The sequence below is a fragment of the Pseudomonas sp. 10S4 genome (assembly GCF_034344865.1).
Classification (GTDB): Bacteria; Pseudomonadota; Gammaproteobacteria; order Pseudomonadales; family Pseudomonadaceae; genus Aquipseudomonas.
This window is the reverse complement of record NZ_CP133774.1, coordinates 6854904-6877506: the sequence shown is the minus strand read 5'-3', so window position 1 is coordinate 6877506 and position 22603 is coordinate 6854904. Positions and strand designations below refer to the sequence as shown.

The following is a 22603-nucleotide window of genomic DNA, read 5'->3' as shown; positions in this document are numbered from 1 at the left end:
ACCGCGTCACCGTTCTTCGCGGGCAAGTCGGATCGCTGCACCGCTTGCTCCTACAGTACACCGACAGCGAGTCCGTTCTGAATCGTCCTGCTGCGGGATTGTTTATCGAAGGTTCAGCCTGGCTCCCACCCGTTCGGTGATCAGCTTGCGTTGCAGGAACGATTGCGCCGAACGCCGTTGAACCTCTTCGACGATGTTCTGCGGCGCGGTTTCCGGGCTGCCGGCCTGGAACGGTGGCGCTGGCGCATATTCCAGTTGCAGTTGCACAACTTGCGCTGTGTCTTTATCGAACAGCTCGGCGGCCAGGGTCAGGGCAAAGTCGATGCCCGCCGTGATCCCGCCCCCGTCAGCAGGTTACCGTCGCGCACCACCCGATCTTTCACCGGGATCGCGCCCAGTGTTTCGAGCAACTCGTGATACGCCCAATGCGTCGTGGCGCGTTTGCCCTTCAGCAAGCCCGCGGCACCGAGCACCAGCGAACCGGTGCACACCGAGGTGACATAACGGGCATTCGCCGCCTGAGCCTTGATGAAGGACAGGGTCTGTTCATCTTCCATCAACGGCCCGACGCCGCTGCCGCCGGGGATGCAGATCACGTCCAGCGCCGGGCAATCGTCGAACGTGGCGGTCGGTTTCAGCACCAGTCCGGTACTGGCGGTGACCGGCACCAGGTCCTTCCAGATCAAATGCACCTTCACGTCCGGCAACGAAGCCAGTACGTCATAAGGGCCGGTCAGGTCCAGTTGTTGAACCTGCGGAAACAACAGAAAACCGATCTGCAACGTCATGGCGTTTTTTCTCCTGGTTGGGGTGGACGGCTTCACTGTAGGCTCGTAGGATTTGGCGTATCCGCCAATTACCCCACGAATTACGCCAATCATGCCGAAGACCATTCACGTACTCGCGTTTGCCAACGTGCAACTGCTCGACGTCACCGGACCCTTGCAAGTGTTCGCTTCGGCCAACGACAGTGCCCGTCAACAGGGTTTGCCTGCGCCCTATGCACCGTCTGTGATTGCCAGCGGTGGCGGGGCGGTAATGTCGTCGGCGGGGCTGGCGATATTGGCCGAGCCGTTGCCGGCGGGTGGCAGCGACACCTTGATCATCGCGGGTGGCTGGGGCGTTTATTCGGCGGCACAGGAGGAGCCCTTGGTGGCGTGGGTGCGCGAGCAGGCGACGCGGTGTCGTCGGGTTTCTTCGGTGTGTACGGGCGCGTTTCTGCTGGCCGCCAGTGGTTGGCTCGATGGTCGACGAGTGGTTACCCACTGGACCCGCTGCGAACAGTTGGCGCAGATGTATCCACGCCTGCACGTCGAACCCAACCCGATTTTCATCAACGACGGCCCGGTCTGGACCTCGGCCGGGGTCACCGCCGGCATCGATCTGGCACTGGCCATGGTCGAAGAAGACCTCGGTCGCGCGGTGGCCCTGGATGTCGCCCGGCAACTGGTGGTATTTCTCAAGCGTCCGGGCGGTCAGTCGCAGTTCAGCGTGACCCTGTCCCTGCAACAGGAAGGCAACCGCTTCGACGAACTTCATGCCTGGATCAGCGAAAATCTCACCAAAGACCTCGGTGTCCCGACCCTGGCCCTGCAGGCCGGCATGAGCGAACGCAGCTTTATCCGTCACTACCGCGCCGACACCGGCCAGACCCCGGCCCGGGCCATTGAACTGATTCGGGTTGAAACCGCGCGACGGCTGCTCAGCGATACTGGCGTGCCGATCAAACGGGTCGCGGTGCAATGCGGGTTTGGCAGCGAAGAAACCCTGCGCCGCAGTTTCCTGCGGGCCATGGGCGTGACGCCGCAGTCCTACCGCGAGCGTTTCAGCGTCAGCCCTTCAGTAGATCCAGTAACGCCTTGATCGTCGCTTCGGGCGCTTCCTCAGGAATGTTATGCCCGACACCGGCCAGTACGCGGCGCTCGTAAAGGCCGGTGAAGTGCTCGATGTCTTCGTCCATCTCCGGCGCCGGTCCGACGCCATCGTCGGCGCCGCACAGGGAAATTGTCGGCACGCTGATCGGCGGTTGCTTGGCCAGCGCCTCTTCCATCCACTCCAGCGCAGGATCGCCGGGCGAATACATGAACCGATGCCGATACGAGTGAATCACCACCTCGACGAAATCCGGATTGTCGAAGGCCGGCGCACTCAAGGGATAACGCTCGGCGTTCCTGACCCAGGTCGGCGACCACAGGCGCCAGAGCAATTCGCAGAAGGCCCGGCGATTTTGGGTCAGGCCTTCAACCCCGCGCGGGGTGTGGAAGTAGTACTGATACCAGAGGCGATGTTCAGTCTCAGGGTCCAGCGGTTGGGTGGAGTGGGGAATGTTTTGCAAGTTGTAGCCATCACCGGTGACCAAGCAGCGAACCCGCTCCGGCCACAACGCCGCGACAATGCACGCCGCCCGACCGCCCCAGTCGTAGCCACAGAGCGCGGCTTGCAGGATGGCCAGGGCGTCCATCAGGTCCAGCAAATCCTGGGCGAGGGCGGCTTGTTGACCGGAGCGCAGAGTGTCGGGGCTATTGAAGCGAGTCGGGCCGTAGCCGCGCAGGTACGGGACGATGACGCGGTAGCCTTGAGCCGCGAGGGCTGGGGCGATGTCGTCATAGGCACGGGGGGAATAAGGGAAACCGTGGAGCAGGATTATCGGATCGCCAGTGGTCGGACCGTGTTCTTCGTAGGCGATTTTCAGGCTTGGAGTTTCAACGTACTGAACGACTGGCGACTTGGTCACGAGGAACTCCTGAGCGCTGGCATCCGAGAACATTAGCTGATGAAGCCCGACTTGAGCGGTGCACTGAACCTGTGGCGAGGGAGCTCTGTGGCGAGGGGCTTGCCCCCGTTGGACTGCGCAGCAGGCCCAAATCAATCACCGCATTCCTCCCTGGAAAACACATTTTGCAGGTTTTACGACTGCCGCGTAGCCGAACGGGAGCAAGCTCCCTCGCCACAGGGAGTGTGTCAGCCTCAGGCCTCGACTTCTGCCACCTGATTAAAATACTTCGACCGATCCGGCGTAAACGTCACCACCATTCTGGTCCGCGAACACGTCAATGCCCGCTCTTCACTCAGATCAATATCCAGATCTTCCCCACGTAACCCCTGCCATTGCGCCAGGTACTTGAGCGATCCGTACTTTTCGAGTTTCTTCAGGCTGCGGCTCACGCCACCTTTCCAGCCCAGCACCGGCAGTTCGCCAGCGAGGCACTGTTGGGCAATGTCGGGGAATCGGCTGGCGCGTTGGCGGCCGATTTCCCAGCATTTGATCAGGCCCTTGTCGTGGGCTTCCCACAGTTCATCCCGGTTCAGGCCGGAGCGCAGTGGGGCGTCGATGGTGCGGTGGATGCGCTGGGTCATTCTGTTTCCTTGAATTCGGGTTTTGTTGGACAGCTCCGCTGTACCCGTTGACGGTGGATGTTAGGGGGGATGTAACAGCTGGCAACAAGGTATTTGTGGGGGTAGGACGGACGTTCTGGACTTTGAATCGGAGCCTGTCGTTTAGACATTGTAGGGGCCGACCTACATACCTCTGTGGCGAGGGGCTTGCCCCCGTTCGGCTGCGCAGCAGTCGCAAAACCAGCAAATACGGTGCATCTGAGGCAATGGGGCAAAAGTTAAAGGGGCCGCTGCGCAACCCAACGGGGCAAGCCCCCTCACCACAAGGGCGTGTGTTTTGGCAGATAAACCGGGTTTTGTTTATCGCATGTAGGTCTAATTCCTACAGGTCGAGGTTAGAAAAAGGAAATTTCCGACAAGATCTGGCGGCTATGGATGACGTTCAAGGCTGCCAGTAATTTTTCTCGGCGCTGAACTTGCGATAGAGAAAATCCGCCGCAAGGATCAATGCCAATAGCGTTAATGCCTACGGATGTATCCGACTCATTTAAAAGGACGTTTTAAATGCGGCTCCCGAACCAGCCGACTGTTTGCGCCGATGCAATATTCCACGAGTCTGCTTTCGTCAAAAAAGTCGACACTGATAATGCTCGAACGGTAAAGGAAGTAGCTTTCCATGTCGAACCAGGCATTGATTTCCTTGGTTAACTTGGTGGGGCCACGTGCGGCAGTATATTGGGTCATGGACAGTCTCCACGGATAAGTGAAGGACGGAGGGTTTTGCATCACTTCAGTAACGTATTGCGCTAGCTTTTCAACAGAAATAAATGTGCTTCCCTCCCAGCGATTTTGAAAGGCAGGCCAGAATAATTCTGAACCAAATTTTTCATGATATTCGATGGAGAGAATAACTCGTTGCTTTCGGCTGATTTTCCTCAGTTGCGCAAAGCTTAGGTATTTATTGCTGTATGGGATCAGACGGTCTTTTAAATGGCGCAGTATTTCCTCTCTGAATAATGAGTGATCAAACCGATTGTCTTTTTCATCATGGAGCGTATTAAAGTCAAGGATGATGAATTCATCCGGGTTTTCATCAAGGAAAGTGTTGGCTGCGGCAACGATTTCTTTAAGTAGCCGCCCGCGGATTTTCCAGTGGTAGGCCTTGAATTCGTTATTTTGCAAGAGCATCCGCAGATCAAAAGACCGTGCCCCGTTCCTCATTTGCCAGAGTAAGTCGTGGTTCTGACAAAGCGCCCAGTTGGCCGATGCAGACTCCGGGAAAGAATGACCGATGTCCCAGTCCATGGCGGCATTGTGACAGCCAGGCCAGACAAGTTCGCCGATTTTCAAACTGTCAATATGTGGCGTAGTGCTCATCCAATTGGCGTAGTTGTTGCGGGTTGTGGTGTTGCTTGCTGGATTCATTGTTAAAGGTTCTAGATGATGGATTATAAAGTAGATAAGCCCTGGTTGGCGTATGTTGTGCCGGGTTTGAGCTTGAAGTACTTATAATTCGTTATCAGGTAGGGAAGGAAGTTTTAAAGTGTGGCGATAAAATTCAAGTTCGGTGTATTGGGTTTGTTGTATTGCTGTTTTAAAGTAAAGCTTCTTATAAAAGAAGCTTCTTGATGGTGGGTGTTTTATTAAAGCGAGCGGCAGTGAACAGTTTTTAAGGCTGCCAGTAATTCTTCTCCCCACTCAACTTGCGATCCAGAAAACTCGCCGCACTGATCAGCGCCAGGTGCGTCAACGCTTGCGGCGTATTGCCCAGGTGCCGCGCATGGCTGTCGAACTCTTCGGCATACAGGCCCAGCGGGTTGGCGTACCTCAGCAGTTGCTCAAACTCCAGATGAGCCTTTTCCACCTGGCCGGCTCGGGCCAGGCATTCGACGTACCAGAACGAGCAAGCAGCGAAGGCGCCTTCGGTGCCGACCAAGCCGTCGATGTGGCTGTCTTCGTTGTGGTAGCGGTAGACCATGCCATCGCGCACCAGGGTTTTCTGGATCGCTTCCAGGGTCGAGAGCCAGCGCGGGTCCTTGGCGCTGACGAAGCGCACCAGCGGCATCAGCAACATCGAGCCATCAAGCGCGGTGCCGCCGATATGCTGCACGAAATGCCCGCGTTCTTCGTTCCAGAACTTTGCCCAGATGTCGGTGTAGATCGCTTGGCGAGTCTGGTCCCAGCGCGCAAACGGGGCGGGCAGGGAACGTTTGGACGCCAGGCGAATGGCCCGGTCCACGGCGACCCAGCACATCAGTCGCGAATGCAGGAAGTGATGCTGCTCGCCACGCATTTCCCAAATGCCGACGTCTTCGCTCTCCCAGGTTTCGCAGACTTGATCGACCACTTCCACGGTGTGCTTCCAGCCTTCATGGGAAATCGCTTCGCCATACTTGTTGACCAGATACACCGCGTCCATCAGCTCGCCGAAGATGTCGAGCTGGATCTGATCGTAAGCCTGGTTGCCGATGCGCACCGGTTTCGCGCCGCCGTGGCCGGCCAAGTGCGTGAGTTCGGTTTCCGGCAGTTTCTGGCGACCGTCGATGGCGTAGAGGATGTTGATTTTCATCGAGTTGCCGTGGCAATCACTGACGCGCCCGCGCAACCAGTTCATGTAGGCGTTGGCCTCGTCGACGAAGCCCAGGCGCATAAAGGCGTAGACGGTGAACGAGGCGTCGCGGATCCAGGTGTAGCGGTAATCCCAGTTGCGTTCGCCGCCGGGGGTTTCCGGCAGACCGAAGGTCGCGGCGGCGAGGATTGCGCCGTGTTTGCGCGAGGTCAGCAACTTCATGGCCAGGGCCGAGCGGTTGACCATTTCCCGCCAGCGACCGCGATAGTTGGACTGACCGATCCAGTCGCGCCAGAACTTCAAGGTACGTTCCAGGCACAGTTCGGCGGCACCTTCCTTGAAGCGTGGATCGTCGACCGCGCCCAACAGAAACTTCGCGCTTTGTCCCTGCTTAAGGGTGAACTCGGCGACGGCGCAATTACCGTCGAGGCTCAGGGCTTGATCCGAAGACAGGCGTAGGGACGGTTGGTCTGTGGCTTCAAACACCGCGTCCTGTTCATCGAGGCGAGCACGGGTTTTTGCCCGGGCGTAGTCATGCCGCACCGCGCAACGCATGCGTATCGTCGCCGTGCCGCTGACCACCCGCACCTGGCGCATCAGCATCGGCAGGTCATCTTCGCTGTCGCCAATCGGCAGCAAGTCGGTGATTTCGACCACGGCGCGTTCGCTCAGCCAACGGCTTTGCAGGACATTGGTGTCCGGCAGGTAGATTTGCTCGCGGCGTGCGTCAGGCAGGTCCGGGGCCAGTTGGAAAATCCCGGCCTCGGGAGTGTCCAAAAGCGAGCAGAAGATCGACGGGCTGTCGAACTCCGGCCAGCAGAAAAAATCCACGCTGCCCTTGTCGTTGACCAGTGCCGCGCTGCGCATGTCGCCAATGATGCCGTGGGCGTCGATGGCGCTTTGTCGTTCGGGATGATGATCAGCCATTGCCACGGAACTCCGGATAGAGGCTCATGCCGCCGTCGATGAACAGGGTGGTGCCGACGATGTAATCGGACAGATCGGAGGCGAGAAAAACCACGGCGTTGGCGATGTCCTCGACATCACCGATACGACCGTAAGGGATGAGCTTGAGCAGTTCTTGCGCGGCGTCGCCCTCGGTGGCGGCGCGGTTTATCGCCGTGCGAATGGCCCCTGGCGCGATGCCGTTGATGCGGATTTTCTGCTGGCTGACTTCCTGGGCCAGGGTCTGCATCAGCATGTCGACGCCGCCCTTGGACGCTGCGTAATTGACGTGGCCGGCCCATGGAATGCGCTGGTGTACCGAACTCATGTGGATGATCTTGCCGGCGGCTCGGGACACGCCTTGGCGAATGCCCTGTTTGTTGAAAATCCGCAGGGCGGCGCGGGCAGCGAGGAACTGGCCGGTGAGGTTGACGCCGATCACCTGGTTCCAGTCGGCGAGGGTCATGTCCACGGCATTTGCATCTTTTTGCATGCCGGAATTCGCCACCAGAATATCGAGGAAACCGAAGGCGTCGAGGGTCTGGGCGAACAGCCGTTCGACGTCCTCCTCCTTCGAGACGTCGGCACCGATGGCAATGGCGCGACCGCCGCTGTCGTTGATCTGCTTGGCGAGTTCTTCGGCGGGAGCGGCCTGGGAGTTGTAGTTGATGACGACGGCAGCACCGGCAGCGGCCAGCGCTTTGGCGGCGCCGGCACCAATGCCGGAACTGGCGCCGGTGACCAGGGCTACTTGTTGATCGAGAGAAATCTGCATGAGCGTTAGCGCCTTGAAGGGAGGGCCTAACTAGCTGACTGGATTGTTGGGTAGAGAGTTCATTTTCGGGCGTCAGTGCAGGCCCCTTCGCGAGCAAGCCCGCTCCCACAGGTTTGGTCGCGCCCACACGATCGCGTTTACACCAAAAATCCAATGTGGGAGCGGGCTTGCTCGCGAAGGGGCCTTAACATTCAACCAACAATTACCCGCTTTCCCCTCAACCAGCCTTTATGGCAACTTGCAGGCCCTGATTGAGGCCGAAATCGATGGCAAACCCCTACCGCGAACTGTTCAACGCCCCTGGCGCCCGGGCCTTTGTGCTGGCCGGGATGATCGCGCGCATGCCGATTTCCATGACCGGCATCGGCCTGATCACCATGCTCTCGCAGTTACAGGGTGGCTACGGCTTGGCCGGCGCCGTTGCGGCAACTTTTGCCCTCGCCACGGCATTCTGTGCGCCGCAGGTTTCGCGTCTGGTGGATCGCTACGGCCAGGGCCGGATCCTGCCGGTGTCGGCGCTGGTGGGTGGCGGTTCGCTGTTGCTGTTGTTGCTCTGCACACGGTTGCAGGCGCCACACTGGACGCTGTTCGTGTTCGCTGCCCTGGCCGGGTGCATGCCGAGCATGTCGGCGATGGTCCGGGCGCGCTGGACCGAGCTCTATCGCGGTCAGCCGCAACTGCAAACCGCCTATGCGTTGGAATCGGTGCTGGACGAGGTCTGCTTTATTGTCGGGCCGCCGCTGTCGGTGGGCTTATGCGTGGTGGCGTTCCCCGAGGCAGGTCCCTTGGCGGCGTTACTGATGCTTGCGATCGGGGTCGCGGCGTTTGTGTTGCAGCGCGGCACCGAGCCGGCGGTGCATCCCCATGAAGTTCACCATCAGGGCTCAATCATTCGTTCCGGTGAAATCCGCCTGCTGATGCTGTTGATGACCGCCATGGGCACCATTGTCGGCGTAGTGGACGTGGTCAGCGTGGCGTTCGCCCAGCAGCAGGGCCAACCGGCGGCAGCGAGTATCGTGCTGTCGGTGTACGCCATCGGTTCGTGCCTGGCCGGGTTGGCGTTCGGCGCATTGCGCTCGAAAGTGCCGCTGCCGCGATTGTTCCTTTATGGCGGTGTGGCGACAGCGGTGACGACATTGCCGTTACTGCTGGCGACGAACATATTCGGGCTGGCACTGGCGGTGTTTGTCGCCGGGCTGTTCTTTGCGCCGACGCTGATTGTGGCGATGGCGTTGGTGGAACGCATCGTGCCGCCAGCCAAACTGACCGAAGGCCTGACGTGGCTGGTCACCGGGTTGAGCATTGGCGTTGCAATGGGCGCAGCGAGTTCCGGGTGGCTGGTGGATGCGTTCGGGGCGCGCAGCGGGTTTTGGGTGGCGATTGCGGCGGGGGCGGTGGTGTTGGGGTCGGCGATCCAGAGCTTCCGCCATTTGAAATGAGATCTAACTGTGGGAGCAGGCTCTCTCCCACAGGGGTAATGGGTTACCAACCTCTTCCCGATCGTTGCGTGATCGACGACTAATTTACCCAGGCGCCGGAGCGTTCCTTTTTACAGACATCTTTTTGAGGAACCCACGGTGACCAAGCTGACTCTGCTGTGCCTGCCGTATTCCGGCGCCAGCGCCATGGTCTACAGCCGCTGGCGGCGCAAGTTGCCGGAATGGCTGCAACTGCAACCGGTCGAGTTGCCGGGGCGTGGCGCCCGTTTTGACGAACCGTTGCACACCGACATGCGCGGGCTGGCGATGCAATTGGCCAAGGAATTGCGCCCGACGCTCAAGACGCCGTACGCCTTGTTCGGGCACAGCCTGGGCGCCCTGATGGCGTGCGAGTTGGCCCACGCGTTTCGTGCACTCGGTTGCCCGGAACCGGTGGCGCTGTTTGCCTCGGGCACCGCAGCGCCAACCATGCGCGCCGACTATGATCGCGGTTTTGCCGAACCCAAGACTGACGCCGAACTGATCGACCAGTTGCGCACCCTGAATGGCACCAGCGAAGAAGTGCTGGCCAATGAAGAGTTGATGAGCCTGACCCTGCCGATCCTGCGCGCCGACTTCCTGCTGTGCGGGCGTTTTCAGCCGATCCAGCGCCCACTGCTCAAATGCCCGGTGCACGTGCTCGGCGGTAAGGCCGACAAGGCCACCACCGAACAATTGATCGGCTGGAGCAAGGAAACCCACGGCAGCTTCTCGGTGGACATGCTGGCCGGCGGGCACTTCTTCATCCATGAGCATGAGCCCAAGGTGCTGCGGGTGATCAAGGATCAACTGGAAGGGCATCGGCGGCGGCATGCGTTGGCCGCCAGCGCCTGACGACTCAACTGCTTTACCCTGTGGGAGCGGGCTTGCTCGCGAATGCGGTATGTCATTGAGCATTGTTGTTGACTGACACACCGCATTCGCGAGCAAGCCCGCTCCCACATTGATCTGCGACAGCCTCAAACTCCCCGCAATACCTCCTTCCTGATAGTTGTTCTCATTCGCTAATTTTTCCGGTCTGCATTCGTTTTATAGGGACGACGTGCCTTTGTGCTTCCTGCCTACTGATCCGGATGCTAAGAAATGAATGCTGAAGACTCCTTGAAACTTGCTCGCCGGTTTATCGGGTTGCCCCTGGAAAAGCGCCAGATGTTCCTTGCGGCCTTGCAAAAGGAAGGCGTGGATTTCTCGCAATTCCCGATCCCGGCCGGGGTTGAGGCCCAGGACCGCCAGGCGTTGTCCTATGCCCAGCAACGCATGTGGTTTCTTTGGCACCTGGACCCGCAAAGCGGCGCCTATAACCTGCCGGCGGCGGTGCGCCTGACAGGGCGCCTGAATCAGGTTGCGCTGGAGCAAGCGTTCGCCAGCCTGATCGAACGCCACGAAACCCTGCGCACGGTATTCCAGCAACAACCCGACGACAGCCTGTTGCAAGTCTCGGTGCAGCAACCGCTGGACATCGAACGCATCGACCTCAGCGCCTTACCGCCGGCAGAACGTGAATCCCGTGTCGCCGAAGCCGCCGAACAGCAATCGCTGATTCCTTTCGATCTGGCCCAGGGCCCGCTGCTGCGGGTGCGCTTGTTGAAGCTGGACGAGCAGGAGTCCGTGCTGCTGCTGACCTTGCACCACATCGTTTCTGACGGTTGGTCGATGAACGTGTTGATCGACGAGTTCTGCCGCTTCTACGATGCCCACGATCAAGGCAACCCCCTGATTTCGCCGCGCTGCTGATTCAATACAGCGACTACGCCTTGTGGCAGCGCCGCTGGCTGGAAGCCGGCGAGCAGCAAAAACAACTCGATTACTGGCTGGCGAAACTGGGTGACGAACACCCGGTGATGGCACTGCCGCTCGATCATCCGCGCCCGGTGCTGCCGAGCTATCGCGGTCGTCGCCATGAACACGTGGTCGACGCCGCACTGGCTGAGCAACTGCGCGGCGTTGCCCGTCAGCACGGCGTGACGCTGTTCATGCTGCTGCTGGGCACCTTCAATATTCTGTTGCACCGTTACACCGGCCAGAACGACCTGCGTATCGGCGTGCCGATTGCCAACCGCAATCGCCGGGAAATCGAAGGGCTGATCGGCTTCTTCGTCAACACCCAAGTGCTGCGGGTGCAACTGGACGGCCAGACCCATCTCGGCGATCTGTTGCGCGACCTCAAAGAGACTGCCCTCGGCGCCCAGGCCCATCAGGACCTGCCGTTCGAGCGTCTTGTCGAAGCGCTGAAACTGGAACGCAGCCTGAGCTACAACCCACTGTTCCAGGTGATGTACAACCACCAGCCGGAAGTGGCGGATGTCACCACGCTGAAGGTTGGCACCGGTCTGGAACTGGGCGTGATCGAATGGGAAAGCCGCAGCACCCAGTTCGACCTGAGCCTGGATACGTATGAGAAGGGCGGGCAACTGCACGCGGCGTTCACCTACGCCAGCGACCTGTTCGAGCCTGAAACCATCGAGCGTCTGGCCCGGCACTGGACGTTCCTGCTGCGCAGCATCGTCAACGACCCGCAGCAACGGGTGGGTGAAATCCCGTTGCTGGCGGCGGACGAGTATCAGCAACTGGTCGCCGACTGGGGCCGTAACGACAACGTGTGGCCGAGCGAGCGCCCGGTGCATCAACTGTTTGAAACCGCAGCCGAGAAAACTCCCGACGCGATCGCGTTAATCTTCGATGGCCAGCAACAGACTTATGGGCAGCTCAACGCCCGGGCCAACCGTTTGGCCCGCACGTTGGTGGCCCAAGGCGTGGGACCGGAAGTGTTGGTGGGCATCGCGGTGGATCGCGGACTCGACCTGATCGTCGCCGTGCTCGCGGTGCTTAAGGCCGGCGGCGCCTACGTGCCGCTGGACCCGCAATACCCGCGCGATCGCTTGCTGGGCATGATCGAAGACAGCGCCAGCCAGTTGATCCTCAGCCAAAGTCATCTGCTTGAGCGTTTGCCGGTGCCGGACGGCGTGGCTTGCTTGTGCCTGGATCAGGAGGACGCCTGGAAGTCGACCGATGAAAGCAATTTGTCCTGTCCGGTATGGGCGGACAACCTGGCCTACGTCATGTTCACCTCGGGCTCGACCGGTCGCCCGAAAGGCGTCGGCATCAGTCACGGCGCGTTGAGCAAACATGCCTTTGCCTGTCAGCACTATTACGACCTGAGCGCCGCCGATTGCGCGCTGCAATTCGCCACGTTCAACTTCGATGCCTTTGGCGAGCAACTCTTCGGGCCACTGACCTGCGGCGCGTCGGTGGTGCTGCGCGGTAACGAAGTCTGGGACAGCGAAACCCTTTACCGACAGATCGTCGAGCAGGGCATCACGGTGATGGACCTGACCACGGCCTACTGGAACATGGTCGCCAAGGAGTTCGCCGCCGTCGGCCCGCGTGACTACGCAAAACTACGCCAAGTGCACAGCGGCGGTGAAGCGATGCCGCCGGAAGGCGTGTTGGCCTGGCGTCAGGCCGGGCTGGAGCAGGTCAAGTTGCTCAACACCTACGGCCCGACCGAAGCCACCGTCACTGCCACGACCCTGGATTGCAGCGATTACATTTTCGGTCGCCAGCCGTTGCCGCTGACCTTGCCCATCGGCAAGCCTTTGCCCGGCCGCCACACTTACCTGCTCGATGAGAACGGCCAACCGGCGCCGGTCGGTGTGATCGGCGAACTGGTGATCGGCGGCGAGTTGCTGGCCCGTGGTTACTTCCAACAGCCGGACTTGAGTGCCGAGCGTTTTATCCCTGATCCGTTTTCCGGTTCCGGCGCACGCCTGTACCGCACCGGCGACCTGGCGCGGTTCAACGCCCAAGGGGTGATCGAATACGTGGGGCGCGTCGACCATCAAGTGAAGATTCGCGGTTTCCGCATCGAGCTGGGTGAAGTTGAAGCGCGACTGCTGGAACTGGACACCGTGGGCGACACCGTGGTCCTTGCCGTGCAGGGCGGCAGCAGCCTGCAACTGGTCGGCTACGTGGTGCCGACCGACACTTCGCTGGTGCAAGCGTGCGCCGAAGAACAAGGCGTGGTCCGCGAAGCGATCAAGGCTCAACTCAAGGACAACCTGCCGGACTACATGATCCCGACCCATCTGCTGTTCCTCGCGGCATTGCCACTGAGCCCGAACGGCAAGCTCGACCGCAAGGCCTTGCCGGCGCCCGACGCCAGCCAGATGCAACAGGCCTACGTGGCGCCGCGCAGCGAACTGGAACAGAAAATCGCCGGGATCTGGCAGGACGTGCTCAAGCTGGAGAAGGTCGGCTTGACCGATAACTTCTTCGAATTGGGCGGCGACTCGATCATCTCCATCCAGGTGGTCAGCCGTTCGCGTCAGGCCGGAATTCATTTCAGTCCCCGTGACCTGTTCCAGCACCAAACCGTGCAGGGTTTGGCGGGCGTCGCGCAGCAAGGCGTCGTAGCGCTGAGCATCGATCAAGGCCCAGTGACCGGCGAACAGCCGTTGCTGCCGATCCAGCAAACCTTCTTCGAAGAACAGATTCCCCAGCGTCACCACTGGAACCAGGCTGTGCTGCTGCGCGCCCATCAAGGCTTGCAAGCGGCACCGTTGGTTCAAGCGCTGAATGTGTTGATGGCGCACCACGACGTACTGCGTTCGCGGTTTACCGAAGGACGCGCCGAAGTGGCAGCGGTTGCGGTCGATAACGAATTGCTCTGGACCGCCGACAACGTCAGCACCATCGAACTGGACGACCTCTACGCCAAGGCCCAGCGCAGCCTCGACCTGCATAACGGTCCGTTGCTGCGCGGTGTGTTGGCGACGTTGACCGATGGCAGCCAACGTCTGTTGCTGGTGATCCATCACTTGGCCGTGGACGGTGTTTCGTGGCGCATTTTGCTGGAGGATTTGCAGTTCGCTTACGAGCAAGCGTCGCTGGGCGCGAGTGCCAAACTTCCGGCCAAAACCAGTTCCTATAAGGCCTGGGGCGAGCATCTTCAGGCTTATGCGCGTACTGAAGCCGTGCAAGCGGAGCTGAGTTTCTGGCACCAGCAACTCAACGGTGCGACCGTCGAACTGCCATGCGACAACCCGCAAGGCAGTCAACAAAGCCGTCATGCCCAAGTGGTTCACAGCCGACTGGACAAAGCCTTCACCCAACAACTGTTGCAGCAGGCGCCCGCCGCTTACCGCACCCAGGTTAACGATCTGCTGTTGACCGCGCTGGCCCGGGTGATCTGCCGCTGGACCGGCCACGCTGACGCCTTGATCCAACTCGAAGGTCATGGTCGTGAGGACTTGTTCGACGCGATCGACCTGACCCGCACCGTCGGCTGGTTCACCAGCCTGTTCCCGGTGCGCCTGACAACCGCCGATTCCCTGGCCTCGGCGCTCAAGCAGATCAAGGAACAACTGCGGGCAATCCCGAACAAAGGCATTGGTTTTGGCGTGCTGAAATACCTCGGCGGTGAGTCGGTGCAATCCAGCCTCAAAGCCTTGCCGGCACCGCGCATCACCTTCAACTACCTCGGCCAGTTCGACGGCAGTTTCGATGCCGATGAAGGCGTATTGTTCAGCCCGGCCGGCGGAAGTGCCGGCCTCGAACAAAGCGCCGAAGCGCCGCTGGACAACTGGCTGGGCGTCGAAGGTCAGGTGTTTGAAGGCGAACTCGACCTGCGCTGGACCTTCAGCCGCGAGGTGTTCAACGAATCGACCATCGCCCGATTGGCCGATGAATACACTCGCGAACTCGAAGCGTTGATCAGCCATTGCTGCCTGCCGGAGTCGATGGGTGTCACGCCGTCGGACTTCCCGCTGGCGCGGATCGATCAGGCGCAACTGGACGCAATCCCGGTCCCGGCCGCCGACATCGAGGACATCTACCCGCTGTCGCCGATGCAACAAGGCATGCTGTTCCACACTTTGTACGAACAGGGCACCGGCACCTACATCAACCAGTTGTGCGTCGATGTCGACGGCCTCGACGCCGAGCGTTTCCGTGATGCCTGGCAGGCGACCATGGACGCCCACGACATCCTGCGCAGCGGTTTCATCTGGCAGGGCGAGTTGCAGGAACAATTGCAAATCATCCATCGCCACCTGCCGCTGCCTTATGTGCTGCTCGACTGGCGCGAACGCACTGACATCGCCCAGGCCCTCAGCGACTTCACCGCCGCCGACCTGGCCCAAGGTTTCGACCTGACCCAGGCCGGGCTGCTGCGCCTGACCTTGATCCAGACCGGGGACACCCGTCACCACCTGATCTTCACCAACCACCACATCCTGATGGATGGCTGGAGCAGCGCGCAGATGCTCGGCGAGGTGTTGCAGCGTTACAGCGGTAAACAACCGCCGCGCCCGGTCGGTCGTTATCGCGATTACATCCAGTGGCTGCAACGTCAGGATGGCGCCGTCAGCGAAGCGTTCTGGCTGGCGCAACTCGGCGATTTACAGGAACCGACCGTGTTGGCCCAAGCCGCGGCGAGCGGCGGCGAAGTGTTGGTCGAAACCGGCCACACGTTGCGTCATTTCGAGGCTGACGCGTTGCGGACCCGTCGCCTGAACGATTTTGCCCGTCAGCAGAAAATTACCGTCAACACCTTGGTCCAGGCCGCGTGGCTGTTGCTGTTGCAGCGTTACACCGGCAGCGCCTGCGTGGCGTTCGGCACCACCGTCGCCGGGCGTCCGGCGGACCTGGTGGGTATCGAGCAACAAGTCGGTCTGTTCATCAATACCTTGCCGGTGATCGCCGGCTCGCGTCCGGACCAAAGCGTCGGCGCGTGGCTGGCTGCGGTGCAGGCGCAAAACCTCAGCCTGCGCGAGTTCGAACACACGCCGCTGGCGAATATCCAGCGCTGGGCCGGGCAGGGCGGTGAGTCGCTGTTCGACACCTTGCTGGTGTTCGAGAACTTCCCGATCTCCGAAGCACTGCAACACGGCACTGCCCAAGGCGTGGTGTTCGGCGACGTCGCCAATCAGGATCAAACTCACTATCCGCTGACGATTGGCGTGACGCTTGGCGAAACGTTGGCGCTGCATTTGAGTTTCGATCAGGCGAAGTTCAGCGCCGCGACCATCGAACGTCTCAGCGCCCATTTGCTGCACTTGCTCGACAGCTTTGCCGAGTCCGCCGAGCGGCGCCTGGGTGAAATCGCCCTGGTCACCCCGCAAGAACAGGCCCTGCAACAAGCGAACAACCAGCCGCAACCGTACCCGGTTAATGTCGCGGTGCATCAGCGTTTCGCTGCGCTGGCGGCCCAGCGTCCCGAGCGCACGGCGGTGATCTTCGACGGTCAGCGTTTCAGCTACGGCGAACTGGACCTGCGGGCCAATCGCCTCGCCCATGAACTGGTGGCGCAAGGCGTCGGCCCGGAAGTGCGGGTCGGCGTGGCGCTGCCGCGTGGCGAAGGCTTGATCGTCGCGTTGCTGGCGGTGCTCAAGGCTGGTGGGGCGTATGTGCCGCTGGACACCAGTTACCCGCGCGAACGCCTGGCGTACCTGATGCAGGATTCGGGTTTGGCGCTGCTGCTGACCGACTCGCGGATTTCGGCGCAGTTGCCGATTGAAGATGTCATGAACGTTCTGGAGCTGGATCACCTCGACCTGAGGGCACGTCCAACAACGGCACCGGTTGTAAACCTCGCCCCGAACAACCTCGCCTACGTGATCTACACCTCCGGTTCCACCGGCAATCCGAAAGGCGTCAGCGTGACCCACGGTCCGCTGGCGATGCATTGCCTGGCCATCGGCGAACGTTATGAAATGCGTGACAGCGACTGCGAATTCCACTTCATGTCGTTCGCCTTCGACGGCGCCCATGAACGCTGGTTGACCAGCCTGACCCACGGCGCTTCGCTGCTGATTCGCGACGACAGCCTGTGGACCCCGGAGCAGACCTACAACGCGATGATCGAACACGGCGTGACCGTGGTCGCGTTCCCGCCGGTCTACCTGCAACAACTGGCCGAATACGCTGAACGTGAAGGCAACCCGCCGAAGGTGCGCATCTACTGCTTCGGCGGCGATGCGGTGCCGAACGCCAGTTTTGAACGGGTCAAGCGTGCGCTGAACCCGGAGTACATCATCAACGGCTACGGCCCGACCGAAACCGTGGTCACACCGCTGATCTGGAAGGCTGGCCGCGAGGTGCAGTGCGGCGCGGCTTATGCGCCGATTGGCAGTCGCATCGGTGATCGCAGCGCTTACGTGCTCGACGCCGACCTGAACCTGTTGTCCCAAGGCATGGCCGGTGAGCTGTACCTCGGCGGCACCGGGCTGGCCCGTGGTTACCTGAATCGTCCGAGCCTGACGGCCGAGCGGTTTGTGGCTGATCCGTTCAGCAGTACCGGCGGTTTGCTCTATCGCACTGGCGACCTGGTGCGCCAACGCGCCGACGGGACTTTCGATTACCTGGAACGTATCGACAACCAGGTGAAGATCCGTGGTTTCCGTATCGAGCTGGGCGAAATCGAAGCGCGTTTGCAGACCTTCGATGGTGTCCGCGAAGCGGTGGTGGTCGCTCAGGAAAGCGCCGGCAGCAAACGGCTGGTCGCTTACGTGGTCGGCGACGCCCAAGGCAAGGATTTCGCCGAATCATTGCGTGAACAGCTTAAAGCCGCACTGCCGGCGCACATGGTTCCGGCCTACGTGTTGCTGCTCGACTGCATGCCGCTGACCCCCAACGGCAAGCTCGACCGCAAGAACCTGCCACGCCCTGACGTCAGCCAATTGCAGCAGGCCTACGTGGCGCCGCAAAGCGCGCTGGAACAGCAACTGGCGACGATCTGGCAAGACGTGCTGAAGCTCGAACGCGTGGGTTTGAGCGACAACTTCTTTGAGCTGGGCGGCGATTCGATCATCTCGATTCAAGTGGTCAGCCGCGCCCGTCAGGCCGGCCTGCGCTTCACCCCGAAAGACCTGTTCCAGCACCAGACCATTCAAGCGCTGGTGGCGGTGGTCCAGACCGGCGAACCGTTGCAGCAGATCGATCAGCGTCCGGTGACCGGCGAAACTCCGCTGTTGCCAGTGCATCAGGTGTTCTTCGCTCAGCAGATTCCTGATCGTCGTCACTGGAACCAGTCGGTGATGCTCAAGCCGACTCAGGCGTTGAATCCTCAAGCCTTGGAACAGGCCTTGGCCGCGTTGCTGATTCATCACGACAGCTTGCGTTTGAACTTCGTTTCGCAGGCCGAAGGTTGGTTCGCGCAGTACCGTGATAACAAACTCGAAGCGATCCTTTGGCAAGCCAACGTCGCCGATCTGGCAGCCCTCGAAGCCTTGGGTAATCAAGCCCAACGCAGCCTGCAACTCAGTGACGGTTCGCTGATGCGCGCCGTGTTGGCGAACCTGGCCGATGGTACTCAACGCTTGTTGTTGGTCGTTCACCACCTGGTGGTCGATGGCGTGTCGTGGCGCATCCTGTTCGAAGACCTGCAAACCGCTTACCGCCAAAGCCTGGCCGGTAAAGCCGTGCAATTGCCGGCCAAGACCAGCCCCGTCAAGGCTTGGGCCGAAGCGCTACAAGACTATGCCGCCAGTGCTCCGTTGCAGACCGAATTGGCTTACTGGCAGCAACAATTGCAAGGCGCGCCAGTCGCATTGCCGTGCGACAACGCCGAGGGCGGGCAGCAACACCAGCAAGCGTTGGTGATTCGCAGCCAACTCGACAAAACCCTGACCCGCCAACTGTTGCAAGAAGCCCCGGCGGCCTATCGCACGCAGGTCAACGACCTGCTGCTGACCGCGCTGGCGCGGGTGACGGTGCGCTGGACCGGTGACGACAGTGTTTTGGTACAACTTGAAGGTCACGGTCGCGAAGACCTGTTCGAAGCGGTGGACCTGACCCGCACGGTCGGTTGGTTCACCAGCCTGTTCCCGGCGAAATTGACCCCGGTTGCCGAGCTGGGCACCTCGCTTAAACAGATCAAGGAACAACTGCGGGCGATCCCGAACAAAGGCATCGGCTTCGGTGCCCTTGCGCATCTGGGCGACGACCACGCGCGGCAAACCCTGCAAGCGCTGCCAAAACCACGCCTGACCTTCAACTACCTCGGTCAGTTCGATGGCAGTTTCGATGCGGCGGGCGATGCCTTGTTCGTGCCGACCAGCGAGTCCGGCGGCCAGGAAGTGAACCTGCAAGGCCCGCTGGGCAATCAGTTGGCCCTCGACGGCCAAGTGTTTGGCGGCGAACTGGACCTGAGCTGGACCTTCAGCGGCGAGATGTTCAACGAGGCGACCATCCAGCGCCTGGCCGATGACTACCTGCAAGAACTCACCGCGCTCATCGCTCATTGCTGTGACACCGCCAATCGCGGCGTTACACCGTCAGACTTTCCGTTGGCGCAACTGTCCCAGGCGCAACTGGACAACCTGGCTGTCGCACCTCAAACCATTGACGACATCTACCCGTTATCGCCGATGCAGCAGGGCATGCTGTTCCACACCTTGCTTGAACAAGGCACCGGCGACTACATCAACCAGATGCGTCTGGACGTTGATGGCGTCGACCCGCAACGCTTCCGCGACGCCTGGCAAGCGGCGCTTGATGCTCACGATATCCTGCGCACCGGATTCTTCTGGCAGGGCGATCTGGAGCAGCCGATTCAGGTGGTTCATCGCAACATCGAAGTGCCGTTTTCGGTGCTGGACTGGCGTAATCAGCTCGACCTCGATGCGGCGCTGCAAACCCTTGCAGATGAAGAAAGGGCCCAAGGCCTCGATCTGACTCAGGCGCCGCTGTTGCGTCTGGTGCTGGTGCAAACCGCTGCCGACCGTCATCACCTGATCTACACCAACCATCACATCCTGATGGACGGCTGGAGCAGTGCGCAGTTGCTCGGCGAGGTGCTGCAGCATTACAGCGGTCAGGGCGTGGTTCGCCAGCCAGGGCGTTATCGCGATTACATCGCCTGGTTGCAACGCCAGGACGCGGCCGCCAGCGAAGCGTTCTGGACGCCGCAGTTGCGCAGCCTCGACGAGCCGCTGCGCCTGGCGCAAGTGTTTGCCCGGCCGACCGAGGAGGTCGCGACTCACCTGTACGGCCAGCACCACATCGCGCTGGATGATGGTCAAACCCTGCGCTTGAGCGAGTTCGCCCGCGAGTCGAAAGTCACCGTCAACACCCTGGTGCAAGCGGCGTGGCTGTTGCTGTTGCAGCGTTACACCGGCAAATCCAGCGTCGCGTTCGGCGCCACGGTGTCCGGGCGCCCGGCGGATCTGGTCGGGGTCGAGCAGCAGATCGGTCTGTTCATCAACACCTTGCCGGTCATCGCCAGCCCGCGTGCCGAGCAGAGTCTGGGCGACTGGCTGCACGTCGTGCAGGCGCAGAACCTGGCGCTGCGCGAGTTCGAACACACGGCGTTGTTCGACATCCAGCGTTGGGCCGGGCAGGGCGGTGAAGCCTTGTTCGATAACATTTTGGTGTTCGAGAACTACCCGATTTCCGAGGCACTGGAGCAAGGTTCACCGCAAGGTCTGCGCTTTGGCGCGGTGGATAACCTGGAACAAACCAACTATCCGCTGACGCTGTCGGTCAGCCTCGGTGCGCAACTGGCGGTGCAGTTCAGCTTCCAGTGCGCCAGTTTTGCCCAGGACTCGATCGAGCAGATCGGCACGCATCTTCAGCGCTTGTTGCAGCAAATGATCGGCAACCCACAGCAATCGCTGGGCGACCTGACCTTGCTGGACCCGCGTGAAACCCAACAGCATCTGCTGGAGTGGAACGCCAGTCAGGCCGACTACCCGAGCGAGCGTTGCATCCATCGGCTGATCGAGGCCCAGGCCCGACGCACGCCGGACGCCACTGCTCTGGTATTTGCCGAGCAGTCGTTGACCTACCGCCAACTCAACATCCGCGCCAACCGCTTGGCCCATCGCTTGATTGAAAAAGGCGTCGGCCCGGATCAATTGGTCGGGATTGCCGTGGACCGTGGTCTGGAGATGATTGTCGGCCTGTTGGCGATCCTCAAGGCCGGTGGCGCCTACGTGCCGCTGGACCCGCAATACCCGACGGATCGCCTGGCGCACATGATCGAGGACAGTGGCCTGCAACTGTTGCTGACCCAGGTGTCGCTGCTGGAGCAACTGCCGATTCCGGTCGGGGTGCAAACCCTGCTGCTCGGTGCGCCGGACGAATCGGCTGCTGACCACGACCCGCACGTGGCGGTCGATGGCGACAATCTCTGCTACGCGATCTACACCTCCGGTTCGACCGGCAAGCCGAAGGGCGTGATGGTGCGCCATGAAGCACTGGTGAACTTCGTCGTCAGCATGGCGAAGGAGCCGGGCATTACAGCGGTTGACCGCATGCTGTCGCTGACGACGTTCTCGTTCGATATTTTCGGTCTGGAACTCTACGGGCCGCTGTTCTGCGGCGCGGCGGTGGTGCTGGTCGACAAGCTCAGCGCCCACGATCCCGAGGCGCTGCTGCGGGTGATCGAGCAGCAACAGGTCAGCATTGTGCAAGCGACGCCATCGACCTGGCGGATGTTGCTCGACCACCCGTTGCTGGCGAACCTTCGCGGGCGCAAATGCCTGTGCGGCGGCGAAGCGTTGGCCGAGGATCTGGCCGAGCGGCTGCTGGGTGTGGCTGGACAGGTCTGGAACCTCTATGGCCCGACCGAAACCACGATCTGGTCGGCGGCTTATCAACTGACCGAACGCAAGCGTCTGCCATTTCTGGGCCGGCCGATTGCCAACACTGCGCTGTACATCGTCGACGACCACTTTGCGCCGAACCCGGCCGGTCTGATCGGTGAGCTGCTGATCGGCGGCGACGGCCTGGCCCGTGGTTACCACGGGCGTGCGGCCATGACTGCCGAGCGTTTCCTGCCGGACCCGTTCGGCAAGGGCGCGCGGTTATACCGCACCGGTGACCTGGCGCGGCATCGTATCGACGGCATGGTCGAGTACCTCGGTCGGGTCGATCACCAGGTGAAGATTCGTGGTTTCCGCATCGAACTGGGCGAGATCGAAGCCTGCCTGCTCGCCCACGAGCTGATTCGCGAGGCCGTGGTTGTGCCTCAGGAAGGACCGGGCGGCACGCAACTGGTGGTTTACGTCATTCCGGCGACTGAGCCGGCGTCCGACGCTGCACTGCGCGACGAACTCAAATCGCACCTCGCGCCGATGCTCCCGGACTACATGATCCCGGCCCACTGGCTGGTGCTCGAACGCTTCCCGCTGACGCCGAACGGCAAGCTCGATCGCAAGGCCTTGCCGCTGCCGGACGCCAACCAATTGTTGCGCGCCTATGTGGCGCCGCAGGGCGCGCTGGAGCAGAGCGTGGCCGTGATCTGGCAGGACGTGCTCAAGCTGGAACGGGTAGGGCGCGACGACAACTTCTTTGAACTGGGTGGACATTCACTTTTGGCGACACAAGCAACGGCACGCCTGCAAATGGAACAGGGGGCCGCCGTGCCTCTGGACCTGCTTTTCCGAACTTCATCCTTGGCTGAATACGCCGAACAACTGGCGGTACACCTGACCCCTCACTCCAGCGACGACCTGAGTGAAATGCACGACTTCCTCGCGGACCTGGAGACCCTTTGAC

General features: G+C 61.0%; 10 protein-coding genes and 1 pseudogene. 5 read left to right on the top strand and 6 right to left on the bottom strand.

The window, feature by feature from the left end:
• Nucleotides 1-102 precede the first annotated feature (102 nt).
• Nucleotides 103-788: pseudogene (gene inhA / locus RHM58_RS32025) on the bottom strand (isonitrile hydratase).
• Between the two features lie 91 nt (nt 789-879).
• On the opposite strand from inhA, the gene RHM58_RS32020 reads away from it, so the two are divergent.
• Nucleotides 880-1863, top strand: a complete 984-nt coding sequence (locus RHM58_RS32020; RefSeq protein ID WP_201202176.1) for a GlxA family transcriptional regulator — start codon at nt 880-882, stop codon at nt 1861-1863.
• Here the strand turns inward: RHM58_RS32020 and RHM58_RS32015 are convergent.
• The 5 genes from RHM58_RS32015 to RHM58_RS31995 all read right to left on the bottom strand — a co-directional run bounded on the left by RHM58_RS32015 (nt 1832) and on the right by RHM58_RS31995 (nt 7625).
• Nucleotides 1832-2734 (bottom strand): alpha/beta hydrolase, encoded by a 903-nt coding sequence (locus tag RHM58_RS32015; protein ID WP_322269177.1) that lies wholly within the window; start codon nt 2732-2734, stop codon nt 1832-1834. The two genes, RHM58_RS32020 and RHM58_RS32015, sit on opposite strands and share 32 nt — an antisense overlap.
• A 233-nt stretch (nt 2735-2967) precedes the next feature.
• Nucleotides 2968-3357, bottom strand: a complete 390-nt coding sequence (locus RHM58_RS32010; protein WP_322269176.1) for a hypothetical protein — start codon at nt 3355-3357, stop codon at nt 2968-2970.
• A 522-nt stretch (nt 3358-3879) separates the two neighbouring features.
• Nucleotides 3880-4761 carry a phospholipase gene (locus tag RHM58_RS32005; RefSeq protein WP_322269175.1) on the bottom strand — a complete coding sequence of 294 codons (882 nt, stop codon included), beginning with the start codon at nt 4759-4761 and terminating at the stop codon, nt 3880-3882.
• Between the two features lie 244 nt (nt 4762-5005).
• On the bottom strand, nt 5006-6832 hold the full coding sequence (locus tag RHM58_RS32000; protein ID WP_201202191.1) for a glycoside hydrolase family 15 protein: 1827 nt from the start codon (nt 6830-6832) through the stop codon (nt 5006-5008).
• A complete protein-coding gene (locus RHM58_RS31995; RefSeq protein ID WP_322269174.1) occupies nt 6825-7625 on the bottom strand; it encodes a glucose 1-dehydrogenase in 801 nt (266 codons plus the stop codon). The genes RHM58_RS32000 and RHM58_RS31995 overlap by 8 nt, the downstream gene beginning before the upstream one ends.
• A gap of 266 nt (nt 7626-7891) precedes the next feature.
• Between RHM58_RS31995 and RHM58_RS31990 the strand changes: the two genes are divergently transcribed.
• The 4 genes from RHM58_RS31990 to RHM58_RS31980 all read left to right on the top strand — a co-directional run bounded on the left by RHM58_RS31990 (nt 7892) and on the right by RHM58_RS31980 (nt 22602).
• Entirely contained in the window at nt 7892-9064 is a 1173-nt protein-coding gene (locus RHM58_RS31990) for an MFS transporter (protein WP_201202193.1), read from the top strand.
• A 138-nt stretch (nt 9065-9202) separates the two neighbouring features.
• Complete coding sequence (locus RHM58_RS31985; protein ID WP_201255845.1) at nt 9203-9937, top strand: thioesterase II family protein; 735 nt, start codon at nt 9203-9205, stop codon at nt 9935-9937.
• 249 nt (nt 9938-10186) lie between these two features.
• Complete coding sequence (locus RHM58_RS34265) at nt 10187-10837, top strand: condensation domain-containing protein (protein ID WP_416195287.1); 651 nt, start codon at nt 10187-10189, stop codon at nt 10835-10837.
• A gap of 20 nt (nt 10838-10857) precedes the next feature.
• Nucleotides 10858-22602 carry a non-ribosomal peptide synthase/polyketide synthase gene (locus tag RHM58_RS31980; protein ID WP_416195286.1) on the top strand — a complete coding sequence of 3915 codons (11745 nt, stop codon included), beginning with the start codon at nt 10858-10860 and terminating at the stop codon, nt 22600-22602.
• Nucleotide 22603: the final 1 nt, after the last annotated feature.